Here is a 17,969-nt window from a genome sequence, read left to right as displayed (position 1 = left end):
CACCCAATCAAGCGCCAACGTTGAGGATGAGGCCGATCGCCCAACCCATCAACTGGTCCGCAGCAAAGAAGAAGGCAGCGGCAAAAAAGACCATGACAAAGACCATCAGCGTCGAGATCATCGTCTCGCGCCGAGAGGGCCAGGTCACTTTCGACGTTTCAGAGCGAACCTGCTGCAGAAACGTTACCGGATTCGTTTTGGATGCCATGTAATGCTCACGCCATTACGGCGCGTAAAGCCGATGATTCAGCCCCACGCACCGCGTGTCTGTTTGGACCCTACATAAAGACCGATTTTAAAAACCACAAGAGCCAATCAGTCTTTTCTGTGAATTTCGTCGACCGGCTAACCGATCCTTAAACTTACTCTGCCGAACCCTCAGCTCTTACGCAAGCCTGGAGAGAATGGCAGGGGCAGAGGGGCTCGAACCCCCGACCTGCGGTTTTGGAGACCGCCGCTCTACCAACTGAGCTATACCCCTATTCGGCTGCGTGCCCGTTCAACAACGTCTCGCCGCCTCAAGTCAGCGGCTTCATATTCAGTTTGCCGGAGGATGACAAGCACCTTTCAACGCCGATCCGAAAAAATCCGCATTCAATCGCATCTATCCCCTGCCCTGCCGGCCGGAGTGCCCCACAAAGAAAGGCAAGTCATTGCCTCGTCACTCAGAAATGGTCGCGGCGCTGCGGGCATTCGCTATCCTGCCAGAAGCTCTCCTCACCGGAATCGATTCGCATGTCGCGTATCACGCTGGTCGAATATGATCCTCTCTGGCCGTCGCTCTTTGAGGCGCGGGCGCTTTCCATCACCGCCCTGCTCTCGCCTTTCGTCCGCGAGATCCACCACATCGGAAGCACGGCGATACCCGGACTGGCCGCGAAGCCGAAGATCGATATCGATGCGGTGGTAGCGGACGTAGCGGAACTGCCGGAGCTCAGCGCTCGCCTCTGCAACGCAGGCTACACCTTTCACGGCGACCCGCACGCAAGCGACCTATGGACGTTTACTATGGCAACGCTTGCCTATGGCACGCGGCTCTATCTCTGTGGAGACGACAACGCCGCCCATGCGGCACGTCTAGTGCTCAGGGACCGGCTGCGTGACGCTCCCGAACTCGCCAGCCGCTACGAAGCCCTGAAGCGGCAACTCGCAGAGCAGGCCAATGGCGATTGGGATATCTACACCCACGGCAAGCGCGCCTTCATCGACGAAGTCCTGGCGACAACCGAAACGAAAAAGGCCCCGCCGTTGCCGGCGGGGCCTCTCTACTGATCTGAAATCAGTCGATTACTCGACGATCGAGGCAACGATGCCTGCGCCGACGGTACGGCCGCCTTCGCGGATTGCGAAGCGCAGCTTTTCTTCCATCGCGATCGGAACGATCAGCTCAACGGCAACGGTGACGTTGTCGCCCGGCATAACCATTTCCGTGCCTTCCGGCAGCGTCACGATGCCCGTCACGTCCGTCGTGCGGAAGTAGAACTGCGGACGGTAGTTGGTGAAGAACGGCGTATGACGGCCGCCTTCTTCCTTCGTCAGGATGTAGGCTTCAGCCATGAACTTCTTGTGCGGCTTGACCGAACCCGGCTTGCACAGGATCTGGCCACGCTCGACGCCGTCACGGTTAACACCACGGATCAGCGCGCCGATGTTGTCGCCGGCCTGGCCCTGGTCGAGCAGCTTGCGGAACATTTCAACGCCCGTAACCGTCGTCTTCGACGTGTCGCGGATGCCGACGATTTCGACTTCTTCGCCGACCTTGACGATGCCGCGCTCAACGCGACCGGTCACAACCGTACCACGGCCCGAGATCGAGAACACGTCTTCGATCGGCATCAGGAACGGCTGGTCGATCGGACGCTCAGGCGTCGGGATGTAGGCGTCAACAGCTGCCATCAGCTCGCGGATCGCGTCTTCGCCGATCTTCTTGTCCGAATCTTCCAGAGCAGCAAGAGCCGAGCCCTTGATGATCGGAATGTCGTCGCCCGGGAATTCGTAGGACGACAGAAGTTCGCGAACTTCCAGCTCGACGAGCTCGAGAAGCTCGGCGTCGTCAACCTGGTCGACCTTGTTGAGGAACACGACGATTGCCGGAACGCCAACCTGACGAGCGAGCAGGATGTGCTCGCGGGTCTGCGGCATCGGGCCGTCAGCAGCCGAGCAAACCAGGATCGCGCCGTCCATCTGCGCTGCACCGGTGATCATGTTCTTGACGTAGTCGGCGTGGCCGGGGCAGTCAACGTGAGCGTAGTGACGGTTCGGCGTCTCATACTCAACGTGCGCCGTCGAAATCGTGATACCACGGGCCTTTTCTTCCGGAGCAGCGTCGATCTGGTCGTACGCCTTGAACTCGCCGAAGTACTTCGTGATCGCTGCGGTCAGCGACGTCTTGCCATGGTCAACGTGGCCAATCGTGCCAATGTTAACGTGCGGCTTGTTGCGCTCAAATTTGCTCTTTGCCATGGGTACGTTTCCTGTGGTCAAGTATGAATAATGATCAGCCGGCAGGGCCGGTTTGTGGAGCCGTTTAAGGGTTTCAGGGGATTTGCGCAAGACTTAATTGCGCGCGCCCGGACCGGCCGCCGCTGGCCTTTTCCTGCCGATATATAAGAAGCGCGCGACGCCGCTACAAGATTCGGTGCTATCGAGCTACGAATCGCAGCCGCAGTAAAACATTCAAACGCTTAGCGATGAAAGTTGACTTGATACATTAATTCGAAAAGAAGGAGGAAGCCGCTATTGGAGCGGGTAGCGGGAATCGAACCCGCGTATTCAGCTTGGAAGGCTGCTGCTCTACCATTGAGCTATACCCGCGGGCCTTCGATCCAGAAGCAGAATGGTGGAGGGAGTTGGATTTGAACCAACGTAGGCTGAGCCAACGGATTTACAGTCCGTCCCCTTTAACCACTCGGGCATCCCTCCATTATTCTGTCGGGATCTTTCGACCAAGCATTTGAGATCGTGAGACAACCAGCGACTTGGCCGTGCCGCTCTCGATCTGTGGCCGGGTATATGACTGCCCCGTTTCGTCCTGTCAACACGGGTCAGCGGAAAATTTCCGATTTTCTCCACAGCCGTAAAAAAGGACCCGACGCTGAAAACCGTTTCGCCCCGCGTGCAACCTCTCTATAAGACGCCAATGAGCAAAGATCGCACCGGCGACAAGAGCGCCAAGGACACCCATTACGCCAACCTTCGGCGCGCGCATCGCGACGCCAAGCGGGAACGTGGCGAAATCCCCACGCCAAGAGAGGACAAGCGCCGAAAGGCGCCGGCCGACTGGAAGCCACAGCCGCTCTCGCCCGAGCAAGTTCTACTCTATGGCCTGCACACGGTTCGCGCGGCGCTGGACAATCCGGCTCGCGAGGTCATCCGTCTCAGCGTTACGCCGAACGCGGCCGCCCGCCTGGAACTCGGCGAGCTTTCGGCCCTGCCCTTCCCGGTCGAAACGGTGACGCCGCAGGATCTCGACAAGATTCTCGGTCCCGACGCGATCCACCAGGGCGTGATGCTCGAGACCCGCCCATTGCCGCATCGCCGGCTCGAGGCTCTGCGCGACTGCCCGCTGATTCTCGTGCTCGACCAGGTGACCGATCCGCACAATGTCGGCGCCATCATGCGCTCGGCCGTCGCCTTCGATGCCGGCGCGCTGATCACCACCATGCGCCACAGCCCGACCGAATCGGGCGTGCTCGCCAAATCGGCCTCCGGCGCGCTTGAGATGATCCCCTATATCCAGATCACCAACCTTGGCGATGCCATCGAGGAACTGCATCGGCTGGGCTTCCAGACGATCGGACTTGATTCGGAAGGGCCGCAGCCGCTGGAAGGGACATTCAGCGGCGAAAAGATCGCCCTCGTTCTCGGCTCAGAGGGCAAGGGGCTTAGGCAGAAGACCCGCTCGATCGTCAACGATCTTGCCCGGCTCGACATGCCCGGCGCGATAAAGTCGCTGAACGTATCGAACGCAGCGGCGATCGCGATGTATGCGGCGCGCCAGCATCTGAAGCGCTGACATCACCAGGTGTTCCGGGCGGCCTCACCGCAAAGCGCGGCGGCCCTCCGCAGCTCACAGACAACGGCGCCAAAGCCGAGGCGGTAACGCGAAATAGCGCCTGTGGAAATTTCCGCACCGGTGGGATCGCGGAGCGCTGCGCCGTGCAGTTTCGAAAAAGATCGGAATGAGGACGGCAAGCCGCTCTTCTGCGTCAGAAACGGATCGATTGCTCCGCAAGGCTACCCGGTGTGCTCATGCCAGCCGTAGGGCAGCCTTCACGCAGTTTCTTCCAGGTCGTGACGTTGAGGTTCATCTCGCAGCGCGCGAGATAGGCGTTGCCGTCGACACGCAGGCAAGCGACCTGCCCAAGTTCGTATTTGGAACCGTCTCGATTGCGGCAGGTGCAGCCATGATCCGGCGGCGCAGCAAGGGTCGCTTCGGCGGCGAACAAAAAGGCCACCGCAGCGGTCATGCCCCAAAGGATCGCCCGCCCGTCCATCATGAGGGCATTATAAAGCAGATATCGATGTTCGAAAACGGACAATGCCGGCTGCTTGCGCAACCGGCACCGTCCGCACGTGGGGCATACGCCCCTCCCACCGGATCACCTCGGTGATCCGCTGAATTTGGTCTTAGCTCGCCAGGCGAAGCACGCTGCCTTCCGAGATGGTCTTTTCGGCCTCGGCGATCGCAAACTGCTTGCTGTCGGCGCTGAGGTTCAGGCCTTCGGCGCGCACGAATTCGACATCGGTGATGCCAAGGAAGCCGAAGACCGTCTTCAGGTAAGATTCCTGGTGATCCATGACGGCTGCCGGGCCGGCGGAGTAGTGGCCGCCGCGGGTCGAGGCGACGATAATCTTCTTGCCCTTGGCGAGGCCTTCCGGACCATTCTCGGTGTAACGGAAAGTCTTGCCGGAGACGGCGATGCGATCGATCCAGGCCTTCAGCTGGCTCGGAATGCCGAAGTTGTACATCGGAGCGCCGATGATGACGGTGTCGGCGGCGAGGAATTCTTCCAGCATGTCGCGGCCAAGCTTGACGTCGGCAGCGAGACCCGCGTCGACGCCTTCGAGGTCGGCCGGGGCCATGATCTGGGCGCCGGTCAGATGGGGCAGCGAGCTGGCAGCGAGGTCGCGATAGGTCACCTGCGCATCCGGGCGGTCAGCCTTGACCTGCGCGGCAAGGGCGGCCGTCAGACGGCGGGAAACCGAGTGGTCGCCAAGGATACCGGAGTCGATATGAAGAACGTTCATGGGAACACCTTTGTGTTTACGTTGCGGTGATCCACATATGAGGGGAAAACAATGGCCCGATAAGCCAGCGGATATTTGACATACTGTTTCCAGACGGAAACAATCATACCCATCATCCGCACCTCGGAGACAGGACAATGCAGGATCTGAACGACCTCGGGCTTTTTGCCGCCGTCGTGCGAAACAACGGCTTCAGTGCTGCGGCACGGGACCTCAATATACCCAAATCCAAGCTCAGCAAACATGTGGCCCGCCTTGAGGAGCAGCTCGGTGTGCGGTTGCTGGAGCGCTCGACCCGCAAGCTGCGTGTCACCGATATCGGCCGGGTCTTCTATGAGCATTGCCAGAGCCTTCTCGACGGGGTGGCTGCCGCCGAAGCCGAGATCGCCGCCGTGCGCGCGGAGCCCTCGGGCACGGTGCGGCTCGCCTGCCCGCTCGGTTTCACCCCTATGCTTGCCGACATCCTGCCGGCGTTTCACCGCCGCTACCCCGGCGTCCGGCTGCTGATCACCGCCACCAACCGTCGCATCGATCTGATAGAAGAGCGGGTCGACGTGGCGCTGCGCGCCCGCGGGCAGCTCGATACGGACAACCAACTCATCATCCGCAAGTTCGGCGAGGTTCGCGAGCGGCTTGCAGCCAGCCCCACCTTCCTCGCCCGCGCCGGCGAGATCACGATCGAGAACCTCAGCCAGCAGGCGACGCTGTCGATGAACGAACAGCACCCGACCGATGTCTGGCGGCTGGTTTCGATCGATGGCAACACGACGGAAATCACCCATCGTCCGATCGTCGGCTGCAGCGATTTCCTGATTCTCGAACGCGCCGCGATCGAAGGGATGGGGGTCGCCCTCTTGCCTGACCATATCTGCGAGCGCGCTTTCCGCGCCGGCGTCCTTGCGCCGGTGCTGCCGGAATGGACGTCGAACGACGTCGTCGTGCACCTCGTCTTCCCGTCCCGCCAGGGCATGTTGCCGGCGACCCGGGCGCTGATCGACTATCTCGCCGAAAACCTGCTCAACGCCCTGCAGAAATGCCGCGAGGTTCCGGTGCGCATGGGACCGTCCTTCGACATCTGATGCCGCCGCGCTGCGGCTTTTCCGATCAGCAGCGGCAGATCATCAGCACGTCGCCGTCGGGATCGCGAATCGTGAACCATTGCCCGGACTGCACCGGCGTCACGATCTCGAGACGCACGGAGAGCGCCGGACTAAGCGATGCGGGAGCCGGTGATCGATCGAGCGTTGACCGCTTACTCCGACCAAGGCTCCGCATCTCATCGGCGGCAAAACTCGCCGCCGTCCGCAAGCTCGGCAAAAGACTTGGCGCCGACGTCATATCGATAGGCGATCACCTCCACTGTGCAGGCGTCCGTCGATCGCGCGCAAGCCTCCATCGAAACGCAGAGATGGTCGTTAGCACCCCAGACCTTCGCAGGGGGATTGTCATAGGTGCCTTCGTAGATCGTCTGCGTCCGCTTGCCGCCGTCACGCCACTCAACCACGATCTCCGAACCAAAGTGGTCATAACCGATGTTGCTGTATCCCACGGAATAGCGGACCGCCCCCAAACCGGAAACTTGGGTCGCGCCCGAACTCATCTCCGCCCAATCGGATCCCTCCTGCGCGTTGGCAGGGCTCCAGACGACAAACCCACAAAGCAGAACGACCGCCCATCTGACCGGCGCCAGTGCCGCGGGGTTGGTAAGGCTGCTTTTGGCGGCAGCCGAAAGAACGTGTTCGATGACCAAGACCTTTCCAAGAGAGCCAGCTGACGAATGCTCGCCCTCCGTTCATCGGCGCTGGAGAAACAATCGGCGGTGGCCGAAACCACTGATTCCCTATATTTCAGGAGGATGAGAACTCTTGGAAGACTGATCATCTCCGCCGTCCTGGCGTTCCTTGTAAGCCTTATCGTCGCGGGCCTGTTCCTACCCGTCTACGGCATATTCGAGGGCGGGCCGTACAACTGCCTGAAGGATGGCATTGCGGTATGCATCGCCGGCATACCGCTGAGCGCGCTGATCTATGGGCCGCTATTTTCGATTGCCGGCGTTCTGATCGGCACACCAGTGTTCATGGCCATCTTTGCGATGCGTGACTAACTGCTCGCTTTGCGCCGACGGTATACCCGCGGCAACACGCCGAACCTGAAATTCCGGCTCGAATAGCCGCCAAAAATTCGGAAAAAACAATGGGGAAGAAATGAAGTGGTGCCCCCAGAGAGACTCGAACTCCCGACCTACTGATTACAAATCAGCCGCTCTACCAACTGAGCTATAAGGGCACTTGCTTTGGTGGGAGTTACCATAATCTCATGTGGTGTAAAGCAAAATTGCGAATTGTCCCAATTTTTCAGATGCGTTCGGTTCCGGGCCATGCCAGAAACGATAGAGAGAGATTGCCGCTGGCGGCGCATAACATATCGAGCGGACTAGAGTTTCATGGCCCGAACGTTCACTTCCCTAGCCTTTCTCGCCTCGTCCGCGGAAGAGGCACAAAAGGCTGCGGCTGATCTCAAGGCGATCTATGGCGACCATGATCCGTCGAAGGCCGATGTGATCGTCGCGCTTGGCGGCGACGGCTTCATGCTCCAGACGCTGCATCAGACCATGAACAGCGGCAAGCTGGTCTACGGCATGAACCGTGGCTCGGTCGGGTTCCTGATGAACCGCTACAGCACCGAGAACCTGACGGACCGCATCTGCCAGGCAGTCGAGAACGCGTTTCATCCCCTGGAGATGCAGACGACCGACGTCTATGGCGAGAGCTTCACGGCACTTGCGATCAACGAGGTCTACCTTTTCCGCCAGTCCTACCAGGCGGCGAAGCTCCGCGTCCTGATCGATGGCAAGACAAGGCTGGAGGAGTTGACCTGCGACGGCCTGCTGGTCGCCACCCCTGCCGGCTCCACCGCCTACAATCTCTCCGCCCACGGGCCGATCCTGCCGCTCGAGGCCCCGCTTCTGGCGATGACCCCGGTCAGCGCCTTCCGCCCGCGCCGCTGGCGTGGCGCGCTTCTGCCGAACCATGTCACAGTCGAGATCGAAATCCTTGAGGCCGACAAGCGGCCGGTAAACGCGGTGGCCGACCATCAGGAAGTGAAGTCCGTGGTCAAGGTGAAGATCGCCGAATCGGAAAACATGACGGCGCGCATCCTCTCGGATCCCGATCATTCCTGGTCGGATCGCATCCTCGCCGAGCAGTTTTCGAACTGAGCGCACGTTCTCCGCGCGACCTATGGTATCATCATGCCGGCTAAGTTTCCGCCGGCCCGCAGCAAACGGCAACCGAGCCGCCGCCTTAAGGACGACGACCCAATGCACAGATCCGCCCTCCTCGCGCTGTTCCTGTTTCTCAGCAGTGCCGGCGCCAAGGCTCAGGATGCCAACATCGTTCCGCCTGAGGCGACCTTCGTGACCAGCACCGGCTACTGGGAGGAAAGCGGAGAGCCGCTTTCATCCCTCGATCCGAACGCGGCCGCCGAGAAGCCGGGCGACGCCCGGCGCGGTTACTACAAGCTGATCGCGCTTCGCCAGGCGGATGGAACCGCCCAGATCCATCTGCAGCAGGTGGCAGCGACCTCGGCCGGCCCTGTGGTGATTTCGTCGGCGGAACTCGAAGAATTCTCCGCGCTCAAGGCCTACGTCACCGACATCCGCCCGGAGACCTCGACCGGTGTCACCGCGCAGCCCGGCATGTTTGCGACCGTCTATCTGAAGACGGACCCGTCGGTGAGAGAGCCCGAGAGCTGGACCGTGCTCATCGACGATCTCGGCGACATCAAGATCGAGCGTGCCTCCAACTGAGCAAAAGCAAGGGCCGGATGCGAACACCCGACCCTCTTCAATTGCATTGGTGCAGACCGCTGTCTGCCTTAGTTCAGATCATCCACGACGGCATCCGCGCCGCCGCTGACGCGGTGCGCAAGGGCGGCCTCCATGAACTCGTTGAGTTCACCGTCAAGAACGTCGCCCGGTGCCGTGCTTTCAACGCCGGTGCGCATGTCCTTGACCAGCTGATAGGGCTGCAGAACGTAGGAGCGGATCTGGTGGCCCCAGCCGATGTCGGTCTTCGACGCGGCTTCGGCGTTGGCGGCCTCTTCCCGCTTCTTCAGTTCGGCCTCGTAGAGGCGCGCACGCAACATGTCCCAGGCCTTCGCCCGGTTCTTGTGCTGCGAACGTTCCTGCTGGCACTGCACGACGATGCCCGACGGGATGTGCGTGATGCGCACGGCCGAGTCGGTCGTGTTGACGTGCTGACCGCCGGCGCCTGACGAGCGGTAGGTGTCGATACGGCAATCGCTCTCGTTGATGTCGATCTGGATCGAATCATCAACGACCGGGTAGACCCAGATCGAGGAGAACGAGGTGTGGCGGCGCGCGTTGCTGTCGTAGGGCGAGATGCGAACCAGGCGGTGCACGCCCGATTCGGTCTTCAGCCAGCCATAGGCATTGTGGCCCTTGACGAGCAGCGTCGCGGACTTGATGCCGGCCTCTTCGCCGTCCTGGATTTCCAGAAGCTCGACCTTGTACCCCTGGCGCTCGGACCAGCGGGTGTACATGCGCAAAAGCATGTTGGCCCAGTCCTGGCTTTCGGTACCGCCGGCACCCGAATGCACTTCGAGATAGGTATCGTTCTGGTCCGCCTCGCCCGAGAGCATGGCTTCGACCTGCTTCTTCGCCGCTTCGTTTCTGAGATCCCGCAACGCCTGTTCGGCGTCGGCGATGATGGCGGCGTCGCCCTCTTCCTCGCCGAGTTCGATGAGTTCGATGTTGTCATTGAGCTGCTGCTCGAAACGGCGCAGGCCATTGATGCCGTCATCGAGTTGCTGGCGCTCGCGCATCAGCTTCTGCGCTTCCGAAGCGTCGTTCCAAAGCGCCGGATCTTCCGCTTTGTTGTTCAACCAGTCCAGTCGTCTTACCGCCTGATCCCAGTCAAAGATGCCTCCTCAGCAGGCTTATGGCCTGCTTGATTTCGTCGACAATGTTCTCGATTTCGCTGCGCATGATCCTGCTTCTTTTGAACCGATAGGAAAGTGAGCGTCAAATAGCGATGCCCACCGCTGATGTAAAGGCGGCGGGCATCGCGTGAAGGGGATAAGGATTAGAACAGGCCGTTGGAACCGGAGGTCACTGCCTGGTTCGCCTGCGGCGAGTTCTTGAGGATCTCTTCTGGCGGCACGTACTGGTCAAGACCGCCGATGACCGAGAAGGTGTCGGCCGGGCCGGTGCCGGGCTTGAAGGCCTCGATGATCGTGTCCGGCTCGCCCTCTTGGGCGGCCATGCCGGTCTTGCGGTTGACGGCGACCATGCTCATGCCTTCGGGCACGACGAACTTGCTCGGGCGCGTGCCCTTCACTGCTTCTGTCATGAAGTCATTGAAAATCGGCACGGCGAGGCTGCCGCCGGTCGCGCCGCGGCCAAGCGGGGCCGGGTTGTCGAAGCCGAGATAGAGGCCTGCAACCATGTCCGGCGTGTAGCCGACGAACCAGGCATCCTTTTCGTCATTGGTGGTACCGGTCTTGCCGGCAACCGGACGATCGAGCTTGATCTTGCCGGCAGCCGTGCCGCGCAGCACCACGCCCTCCATCATCGACGTGATCTGGTAGGAGGTCATCGGGTCGAGCACCTGCTCGCGGTTGTCGGTGAGAACCGGTTCTTCCTGGCTCTGCCAATCGCCGGCGTTGCAGTTGTCGCAGGTGCGGTCCTCGTGACGGAAGATCGTCTTGCCGTAGCGGTCCTGAATGCGGTCGATCAGCGACGGCTTGATCTGCTTGCCGCCGTTGGCGAGCACGGAATAGGCCGAGACCATGCGCAGAACAGTCGTTTCGCCCGAGCCCAGCGACATCGCAAGCAGCGGCGGCATCTTGTCGTAGATGCCGAAGCGCTCGGCATATTCGGCGACAAGGTTCATGCCCATGTCGTTGGCAAGGCGAACGGTCATCAGGTTACGCGACTTCTCGATGCCGAGACGCAGCGTCGACGGACCGGCCGAGCCGCCGCCGTAGTTTTCCGGGCGCCAGACCTGGCCACCAGCGACGATCTCGATCGGCGCGTCGAGAATGACCGATGCAGGCGTATAACCGTTGTCGAGGGCCGCCGCGTAGACGAAGGGCTTGAACGACGAACCCGGCTGGCGCATCGCCTGCGTCGCGCGGTTGAATTCCGACTGGCCATAGGAGAAGCCGCCGACCATCGCCAGAACGCGGCCGGTCTGCGGGTCCATGGCGACGAGGCCACCCTGCACCTTCGGCGGCTGGCGCAGGCGGTATTCGCCCTTCTCCGACAGCGGCTCGACATAGATGACGTCGCCGGCGCCGAAGACGCCTTCAGGCGATTTCGCCGACTTGCGGTCGCCGCTGGCGGAACGGTAGGCCCACTGCATGTTCTTGGCGGAGATATGCCCGGTGACACGCTCGGCGACAATCTTGCCCGAGGCTTCCTTCTCCGGCTGAATGCCGATCTCGGCGCCCTGTCCATCGACGGAGAGAACAACGGCAAGCTTCCACTCCGGCACGTCGTTGAAGGCAACGACAGCGCCCAGCGGCTCGCCCCAATCGCCACCGATTTCGATCGACTTGACCGGGCCGTGGAAGCCGCGACGCTCATCGTAGCTGAGCAGACCCGCCTGCAGCGCCTTGCGCGCGGCGATCTGCAGCCGCGGATCGAGCGAGGTGCGAACCGACAGGCCGCCTTCATAGAGGGCGTTGTCGCCGTATTTCTGGATGATCTGCCGGCGGACTTCCTCGGCGAAAAAGTCGGAGGCGAAGAGATGCGCCCCACCGCGACGCGGGTTGACGCCGAGCGGCTGCTTCTTGGCTTCTTCGCCATCGGCCTTGGTGACGTAGCCGTTCTCGACCATGCGGTCGATTACCCAGTTGCGGCGCTCAAGCGCCGCTTCGGTCTTGCGGAACGGATGATAGTTGGCCGGTCCCTTCGGAAGGGCTGCGAGATAGGCGGTCTCGGCAATGGTAAGCTCAGTCACAGACTTATCGAAATAGGTCAGCGCCGCACCGGCTATGCCGTAGGAATTCAGGCCGAAGAAGATCTCGTTGAGATAGAGTTCGAGAATGCGGTCCTTGGTGTAGGCCTGCTCGATGCGGAAAGAGAGGATTGCTTCCTTGACCTTGCGGTCGATCGTCTGGTCGGACGAGAGCAGGAAGTTCTTGGCCACCTGCTGCGTGATCGTCGAGGCGCCGACCGGGCGACGGCCGGAGCCGAAGTTCTGCAAGTTCACCGCGATGGCGCGCGCAAGACCGGTGATGTCAACGCCCGGGTGCTGATAGAAGTTCTTGTCTTCAGCCGAGATGAAGGCCGCCTTGACGCGATCCGGGATGGCCTGGATCGGCAGATAGAGACGCCGCTCACGGGCATACTCCGCCATCAGCGCGCCGTTGCCGGCGTGGAAGCGCGTGGTCACCGGCGGCGAATATTTCGCCAGCACCTCGTAATCCGGCAGGTCCTTGGTGACGACACCAAGATAGAGCGCCACGGCCCCGGCCACACCCAGCAGCAGAAACGCGCCAATCCCGAAGAAATATCCAATCAGCCTGATCATCAGTCAGATACCGGTACCTTAATTATCGTCCAATTGCCGAACCGCCCGACTGACAGTCCATGCTCTGTCCTGCCGGCTTCTATACAGCGGGCCGACCAAACTCTTTCACGAGAAATCGTCTGGCGTCGCAACGCCCCACCTAGCCCGGCTCCTCATATGGCGGGGAACTCCGGGCTTCAACTCGTTTCTCAACAAATCCGGGCGCAATTCCGGTTAGGTCCCGGATTGTGCGTAAAATAGGGCTGTTATGCGATAATCCCGTGCGCATCCCGTTGAAAAGCATAGCGCTGTTACCGGGGCGACACAAATCACTTCGTTCCCGGGCCTGCCTTCAAGCGTCAGCCGCCGCTGGCGATGGCCTGCGCGCGGTATCGCTGAACAGCGACCGCAAGACGCTCTGAAACCTTCTTGCGCCACTCCGGATCCAGCAGCAGTTTTTCGTCCTCCTTGTTCGACAGGAAGCCCAGTTCAAGCAGGATCGAGGGCACGTCCGGCGCCTGCAGCACGCGGAAGCCGGCAAAACGGTGCGGATTGTTGATGAGATTGATCTGGCCCTCGAAGGACGTAACGACGGCGCGCGCCATGTTGACCGAGAAGGCCTGCGTCTCGCGGCGCGTCAGATCGATCAGGATGTCGGCCACTTCCGCCGGCTCGCTCTGAAGCGGCACGCCGGCGATTTCGTCGGACAAATTTTCGCGGGCGGCAAGACTTGCGGCCAGATGGTCGGAGGCCTTGTCGGAGATGGTATAGACCGTCGCGCCGCGGATGTCCTTCTGGCGCAGCGCGTCCGCATGAAGCGAAATGAAGAGATGGGCGCCCTTGTTGCGGGCGATCTGTACGCGCTGGGGAAGCGAGAGGAAGACGTCCTTGTCGCGGGTGAGGAAAGCCTCGATCCCGGCGCCCTTGTTCAGGGCCTCGACGAGATCTTTCGCGAAGGCGAGCGTTACATGCTTCTCCTCCGTCTTCGTCTCGCCGGCGAGCGCACCGGTATCGATGCCGCCATGGCCCGCATCGATCGCGATGATGAACGGCCCGCCTTCCCTCGTGGGAGCGACGGCAACCGGCCTGTCGGTCTTGGCGGCGGCGACCGATCCGGTCCACTGCTGTTCGCCGAGAAGCGCATCGAAGCGCGCCTGGTCGACGCGCTCGGCATCGAGCACGAGCCGGTAGCCCTTGCCCCCCTCTTCCGCGACGACTTCCGCATGGGTTACCGCCACAGGGCCTTTCGCCGAAAGAACGATGCGGGAGTTGCCCGCCCCCATGCCGCCGTAGCGGATCGCATCGAAGAGGCCGCGCGGTTCAAGGCTGTCCGCCTTGAGACCGAAGGCCGTTTCCGGCAGGTCGACCACGACGCGAACGGGATCGGCTACGTAGTGCAGGGAGAATTCCGGTTTGCGATCGAACTCGACGACGACGCGCGTGCGTGCATCGTCACCGGCGATCCGCGCAGCAAAGGCGAGCAAAGGACCCGGCTCGGCGGCAACAGCCGCGGGCACGTTCAAAAGAAAACCGCCGGCAAGCAGCGATGCTCCGAGCAGAAGCCTGCCCGTGCGCGACATCAACGACAACAGCGAACCACGCATACAAACCGCCAAAGGCCTCACCTCGGGCTCTCCACCACTTTCTCAGAAAACCAAACAGCAGCCGACGCACGGCTGCTGGACGCACAGGTTGATCAATGAACCCTTATGGTTAACCAATGCTTGACAATGATCATCTTCCCCGCCCCGCCGGGACAATCGATTTACCGTTTATCGACCTACTCCACGTGGACAAGCGAATCGATCATTATTGTGGCGGCACGGGCTTTTCCCTTGCCAATGTGACATAGAAAACATAAAAGCGTCACAAGGAGAAAGTGTTGACGGGATAGAACAGTCGACCGGGCAGCCGGAGCTTCTCCAAAGCTTGGCGCCAGGGTGCGGTCGAACCGGATTGACCGGTTAACTTATCGCAATTCCGCGGTCGCAAGTGTTCATCCGCCGTCGCTGCATTTCCTCCCCGTACACTGGATCGCAAATTTCCGGCGGTGGCCGGAGTTCTTGATGGTGATTTTTCACCGACGCCCGCAAGCGGGCGCATTCATCGGGTCTTCATGAGACCTTGGACATTGGCATTCTTGTTTGGTCATTGATGTTGACTCAGCAGTATCGGTCAGAAGTAGCGCGGCCCCGGGACACACATGTTCCGGCTGTCGTCTGGCTGCTGCACCATCGCCTGCGCCAAACAGGAACTTTCATATCCGGCGCACCTTCCGACGTGTTTGGCAGTCTTCCTAAGGAAGCAGGTCTGTCTCCCGTTCCGCTGGCGCGCCGAGGAGCACAGCTTAGATGGCAGAGAAAATGCTTATCGATGCGTCTCATTCAGAAGAGACGCGCGTCGTTGTCGTTCGCGGGAACCGCATAGAAGAGTTCGACTTCGAGTCGGAACATAAGAAGCAGATCCGCGGCAATATCTATCTGGCGAAGGTCACCCGGGTGGAGCCCTCGCTCCAGGCCGCCTTCGTCGACTACGGCGGCAACCGCCACGGGTTCCTGGCTTTCGCCGAAATCCATCCCGACTACTACCAGATCCCGCTCGCCGATCGTCAGGCGCTCTTGAAGGCCGAAGCCGAAGAAGCGCGGCGTGACGACGACATCGAGCATGTCGAGACCGCCCCTGCCCCGGCAAGCGAACTTTCCGTTCCCGTAGACCTCGAAGTCGTCGCGGAAACTGAAGCCGAGCCGGTCGCAGCGGTCGCTGACGCCGCACCGGTCGTCGAAGAGGAAGCGCCGGCCGAAAAGCCGAAGGCGAAGCCGAAGCGCACCCGCAAGACCAAGGCCAAGACCGCTGAAGAAGCGGCTGCTGCATCGACCGATGGCGACGAGAGCAATGGCGGCGAAATGGCTGCCATGGTCGATACCGACGCCATCTCCGAGGATGTCGACAGCCGCCGTCGCCATGACGACGACGATGATGACGACGACAGTCACGACGGCGAAAAGGAAATCATCGAATCCGTCGGCGCCGAAGACGCCATGGAAGAAGTTCCGGATCGCCAGGTTCGCAAGCCGCGCAAGCAGTACCGCATCCAGGAAGTCATCAAGCGCCGCCAGATCCTGCTGGTTCAGGTCGCCAAGGAAGAGCGCGGCAACAAGGGCGCGGCACTGACGACCTACCTGTCGCTCGCCGGTCGCTACTCGGTGCTTATGCCGAACACCGCACGTGGCGGCGGCATCTCCCGCAAGATCACCAATCTGCAGGACCGCAAGCGCCTGAAGGAAATCGCCCGCGGCCTCGAAGTGCCGCAGGGCATGGGCGTGATCCTGCGCACCGCCGGTGCCAACCGCACCAAGGTCGAGATCAAGCGCGACTTCGAATATCTGATGCGCCTGTGGGAAAACGTCCGCACGCTGACGCTGAATTCCACGGCCCCCTGCCTCGTCTATGAAGAAGGCAGCCTGATCAAGCGCTCGATCCGCGACCTCTACAACAAGGACATCAGCGAGATCATCGTTTCCGGTGAGGAAGGCTACAAGGAAGCCAAGGGCTTCATGAAGATGCTGATGCCCAGCCACGCCAAGGTGGTTCAGCCTTACCGTGACGTGCATCCGATCTTCTCGCGCTCCGGCATCGAAGCGCAGCTCGACCGCATGCTGCAGCCGCAGGTAACGCTGAAGTCCGGTGGCTACATCATCATCAACCAGACCGAAGCCCTGGTTTCGATCGACGTCAACTCCGGCCGTTCGACGCGCGAGCACTCGATCGAAGACACCGCTCTCCAGACGAACCTGGAAGCGGCGGAAGAAGTGGCACGCCAGCTCCGCCTGCGCGACCTTGCCGGCCTCGTCGTCATCGACTTCATCGACATGGAAGAAAAGCGGAACAACCGCTCGGTCGAGAAGCGTCTGAAGGATTGCCTGAAGAACGATCGCGCCCGCATCCAGGTCGGCCGCATCTCGCATTTCGGCCTGCTCGAAATGTCGCGCCAGCGCATTCGCGCCTCGGTGCTCGAATCGACGATGCAGACCTGCCCGCACTGCAACGGAACGGGTCACGTCCGCTCGCAGTCTTCGGTTGCACTGCACGTCTTGCGCGGCATCGAGGAACACCTGCTGAAGAACACGACGCACGACATCACCGTGCGCACCATCCCGGATATCGCGCTCTACCTGCTCAATCAGAAGCGCGGCACGATCATGGACTACGAAGCCCGCTTCGGCGTTTCGATCATCATCGAGGCTGATGCCCATGTCGGCGCACAGCACTTCGCGATCGATCGTGGCGAGCCGGTCGAAAACCCGGTCAAGATCGAACAACTGCTGCACTTCGAGCCGGAAGAGGAAGAAGACGACGTCGTGATCGAAGAGGATCTCGACGAGGAAGAAGCAGAAGAAATTGCCGGCGAACAGCGGCAGGAACAGCCGAAGGCTGCTGCCCAGTCCGACGATCAGAACGGACGCAAGCGCAAGCGCCGTCGCCGCCGGCGCGGCAAGGGCGGCCAGCAGGCCGAAGGCAGCGCTCTCCAGGTCTCCGAATCGGCAGGCGATGCCGACGACGGTTCCGATGAGGACGAAGGCGATGACGAGGGCGTCGATGCAGACGCCGCGACCGCCGATGGCGATCAGAAGCGCAAGCGCCGCCGCCGCGGCAAGCGTGGCGGCCGCCGCAACCGTCCGGAAGGCGAAGGTGAAGGCGAAGGCGAAGGCCAGCTTGAAGCCGGTGCCGATGCGGAAGCCGGCGACGATGGCGCAGAAGAAGCCGAAACCGTAGAGGCACCGGCCGCTGCGGCCGAGGTCGAAGTGGCTGTCGCTGTTGAGGAAACGGCTGTGGTGGCCGAAGAAGCCGAGGTGGCGGACGTAAAGCCTGCCAAGCCGAAGCGCACCCGCAAGAAGGCCGTCAAGGCTGAAGAACCGGCAGTAAGCGTCGACGAAGTTGCTCAGGCAGTGATCGAAGACCAGCCTGCGGTTGCCGACCCGGCCGTCGAAGCGGTGGAAGAGGCTGCGGCCGACCTTGCCGAAACCAAGCCTGTGCGTGCGAACCGCGACCTCTCGAAAATCGCTTCCGAACCGGTGGTAACGTCGAGCGCGACGAAGCCCGAAGAGGAAGAGCCGGGCAAGCCCAAGAAGGGCGGCTGGTGGCAGCGCCGCGGCTTCTTCTAAGAAGCCGCGCGGCCAGCGC

Annotated in this window: 15 protein-coding genes and 4 tRNA genes; 7 read left to right on the top strand and 12 right to left on the bottom strand. The window is 61.4% G+C overall.

The window, feature by feature from the left end:
• Positions 1–7 precede the first annotated feature (7 nt).
• A complete protein-coding gene (secE, locus tag IB279_RS07220; RefSeq protein WP_034795473.1) occupies positions 8–208 on the bottom strand; it encodes a preprotein translocase subunit SecE in 201 nt (66 codons plus the stop codon).
• A gap of 197 nt (positions 209–405) precedes the next feature.
• Positions 406–481, bottom strand: a tRNA-Trp gene (locus IB279_RS07215).
• 254 nt (positions 482–735) lie between these two features.
• On the opposite strand from IB279_RS07215, the gene IB279_RS07210 reads away from it, so the two are divergent.
• Positions 736–1,272 carry a GrpB family protein gene (locus IB279_RS07210; RefSeq protein WP_113188498.1) on the top strand — a complete coding sequence of 179 codons (537 nt, stop codon included), beginning with the start codon at positions 736–738 and terminating at the stop codon, positions 1,270–1,272.
• A 15-nt stretch (positions 1,273–1,287) separates the two neighbouring features.
• Here IB279_RS07210 and tuf read toward each other — a convergent pair whose 3' ends face one another.
• The 3 genes from tuf to IB279_RS07195 form a co-directional block, all read right to left on the bottom strand.
• The gene (gene tuf / locus IB279_RS07205) at positions 1,288–2,463 is read right to left on the bottom strand and encodes an elongation factor Tu (RefSeq protein ID WP_034795467.1); all 1,176 of its coding nucleotides are present in this window, start codon (positions 2,461–2,463) and stop codon (positions 1,288–1,290) included.
• A 277-nt stretch (positions 2,464–2,740) separates the two neighbouring features.
• Positions 2,741–2,814: transfer RNA gene (locus IB279_RS07200), tRNA-Gly, on the bottom strand.
• A gap of 23 nt (positions 2,815–2,837) precedes the next feature.
• Positions 2,838–2,922, bottom strand: a tRNA-Tyr gene (locus tag IB279_RS07195).
• A 217-nt stretch (positions 2,923–3,139) separates the two neighbouring features.
• On the opposite strand from IB279_RS07195, the gene IB279_RS07190 reads away from it, so the two are divergent.
• A complete protein-coding gene (locus tag IB279_RS07190; RefSeq protein ID WP_060583574.1) occupies positions 3,140–4,015 on the top strand; it encodes an RNA methyltransferase in 876 nt (291 codons plus the stop codon).
• 193 nt (positions 4,016–4,208) lie between these two features.
• Here the strand turns inward: IB279_RS07190 and IB279_RS07185 are convergent, their stop codons facing one another.
• Positions 4,209–4,499 (bottom strand): hypothetical protein, encoded by a 291-nt coding sequence (locus tag IB279_RS07185; protein WP_113188330.1) that lies wholly within the window; start codon positions 4,497–4,499, stop codon positions 4,209–4,211.
• A 130-nt stretch (positions 4,500–4,629) separates the two neighbouring features.
• A complete protein-coding gene (locus IB279_RS07180; protein WP_034795463.1) occupies positions 4,630–5,250 on the bottom strand; it encodes an FMN-dependent NADH-azoreductase in 621 nt (206 codons plus the stop codon).
• 137 nt (positions 5,251–5,387) lie between these two features.
• Between IB279_RS07180 and IB279_RS07175 the strand changes: the two genes are divergently transcribed.
• Positions 5,388–6,329, top strand: coding sequence for a LysR family transcriptional regulator (locus IB279_RS07175; protein ID WP_034795460.1), 942 nt, complete (start codon positions 5,388–5,390; stop codon positions 6,327–6,329).
• 197 nt (positions 6,330–6,526) lie between these two features.
• On the opposite strand, the gene IB279_RS07170 is transcribed toward IB279_RS07175, so the two are convergent.
• A complete protein-coding gene (locus IB279_RS07170; protein ID WP_210209356.1) occupies positions 6,527–7,000 on the bottom strand; it encodes a hypothetical protein in 474 nt (157 codons plus the stop codon).
• 27 nt (positions 7,001–7,027) lie between these two features.
• Between IB279_RS07170 and IB279_RS07165 the strand changes: the two genes are divergently transcribed.
• Positions 7,028–7,354 (top strand): hypothetical protein, encoded by a 327-nt coding sequence (locus IB279_RS07165; protein ID WP_210338594.1) that lies wholly within the window; start codon positions 7,028–7,030, stop codon positions 7,352–7,354.
• 106 nt (positions 7,355–7,460) lie between these two features.
• Here IB279_RS07165 and IB279_RS07160 read toward each other — a convergent pair.
• A tRNA-Thr gene (locus tag IB279_RS07160) sits at positions 7,461–7,536 on the bottom strand.
• A gap of 157 nt (positions 7,537–7,693) precedes the next feature.
• Between IB279_RS07160 and IB279_RS07155 the strand changes: the two genes are divergently transcribed.
• The gene (locus IB279_RS07155) at positions 7,694–8,467 is read left to right on the top strand and encodes an NAD kinase (RefSeq protein ID WP_034795458.1); all 774 of its coding nucleotides are present in this window, start codon (positions 7,694–7,696) and stop codon (positions 8,465–8,467) included.
• Positions 8,468–8,569: 102 nt separating this feature from the next.
• Positions 8,570–9,058 (top strand): hypothetical protein, encoded by a 489-nt coding sequence (locus tag IB279_RS07150; protein ID WP_060606539.1) that lies wholly within the window; start codon positions 8,570–8,572, stop codon positions 9,056–9,058.
• Between the two features lie 68 nt (positions 9,059–9,126).
• On the opposite strand, the gene prfB is transcribed toward IB279_RS07150, so the two are convergent.
• From prfB to IB279_RS07135, 3 genes are all read right to left on the bottom strand, one after another.
• A protein-coding gene (gene prfB / locus IB279_RS07145; RefSeq protein ID WP_110818441.1) for a peptide chain release factor 2 occupies positions 9,127–10,258 on the bottom strand; the annotation gives its coding sequence in 2 pieces (ribosomal slippage) (positions 9,127–10,188 and positions 10,190–10,258; 1,131 coding nt in all).
• A 97-nt stretch (positions 10,259–10,355) separates the two neighbouring features.
• The gene (locus IB279_RS07140; protein WP_110818442.1) at positions 10,356–12,809 is read right to left on the bottom strand and encodes a penicillin-binding protein 1A; all 2,454 of its coding nucleotides are present in this window, start codon (positions 12,807–12,809) and stop codon (positions 10,356–10,358) included.
• Positions 12,810–13,147: 338 nt separating this feature from the next.
• Positions 13,148–14,368 carry an N-acetylmuramoyl-L-alanine amidase gene (locus IB279_RS07135; RefSeq protein ID WP_162741219.1) on the bottom strand — a complete coding sequence of 407 codons (1,221 nt, stop codon included), beginning with the start codon at positions 14,366–14,368 and terminating at the stop codon, positions 13,148–13,150.
• Between the two features lie 771 nt (positions 14,369–15,139).
• Between IB279_RS07135 and IB279_RS07130 the strand changes: the two genes are divergently transcribed.
• Entirely contained in the window at positions 15,140–17,950 is a 2,811-nt protein-coding gene (locus IB279_RS07130; protein ID WP_192339131.1) for a ribonuclease E/G, read from the top strand.
• The last annotated feature ends 19 nt before the right edge of the window (positions 17,951–17,969 follow it).

It is taken from the genome of Ensifer sp. ENS06, from assembly GCF_014852205.1.
In the GTDB taxonomy this organism is placed as follows: Bacteria; Pseudomonadota; Alphaproteobacteria; order Rhizobiales; family Rhizobiaceae; genus Ensifer; species Ensifer adhaerens.
The sequence above is the reverse complement of the archived record's forward strand: the minus strand, read 5'-3'. Positions and strand labels throughout refer to the sequence as shown.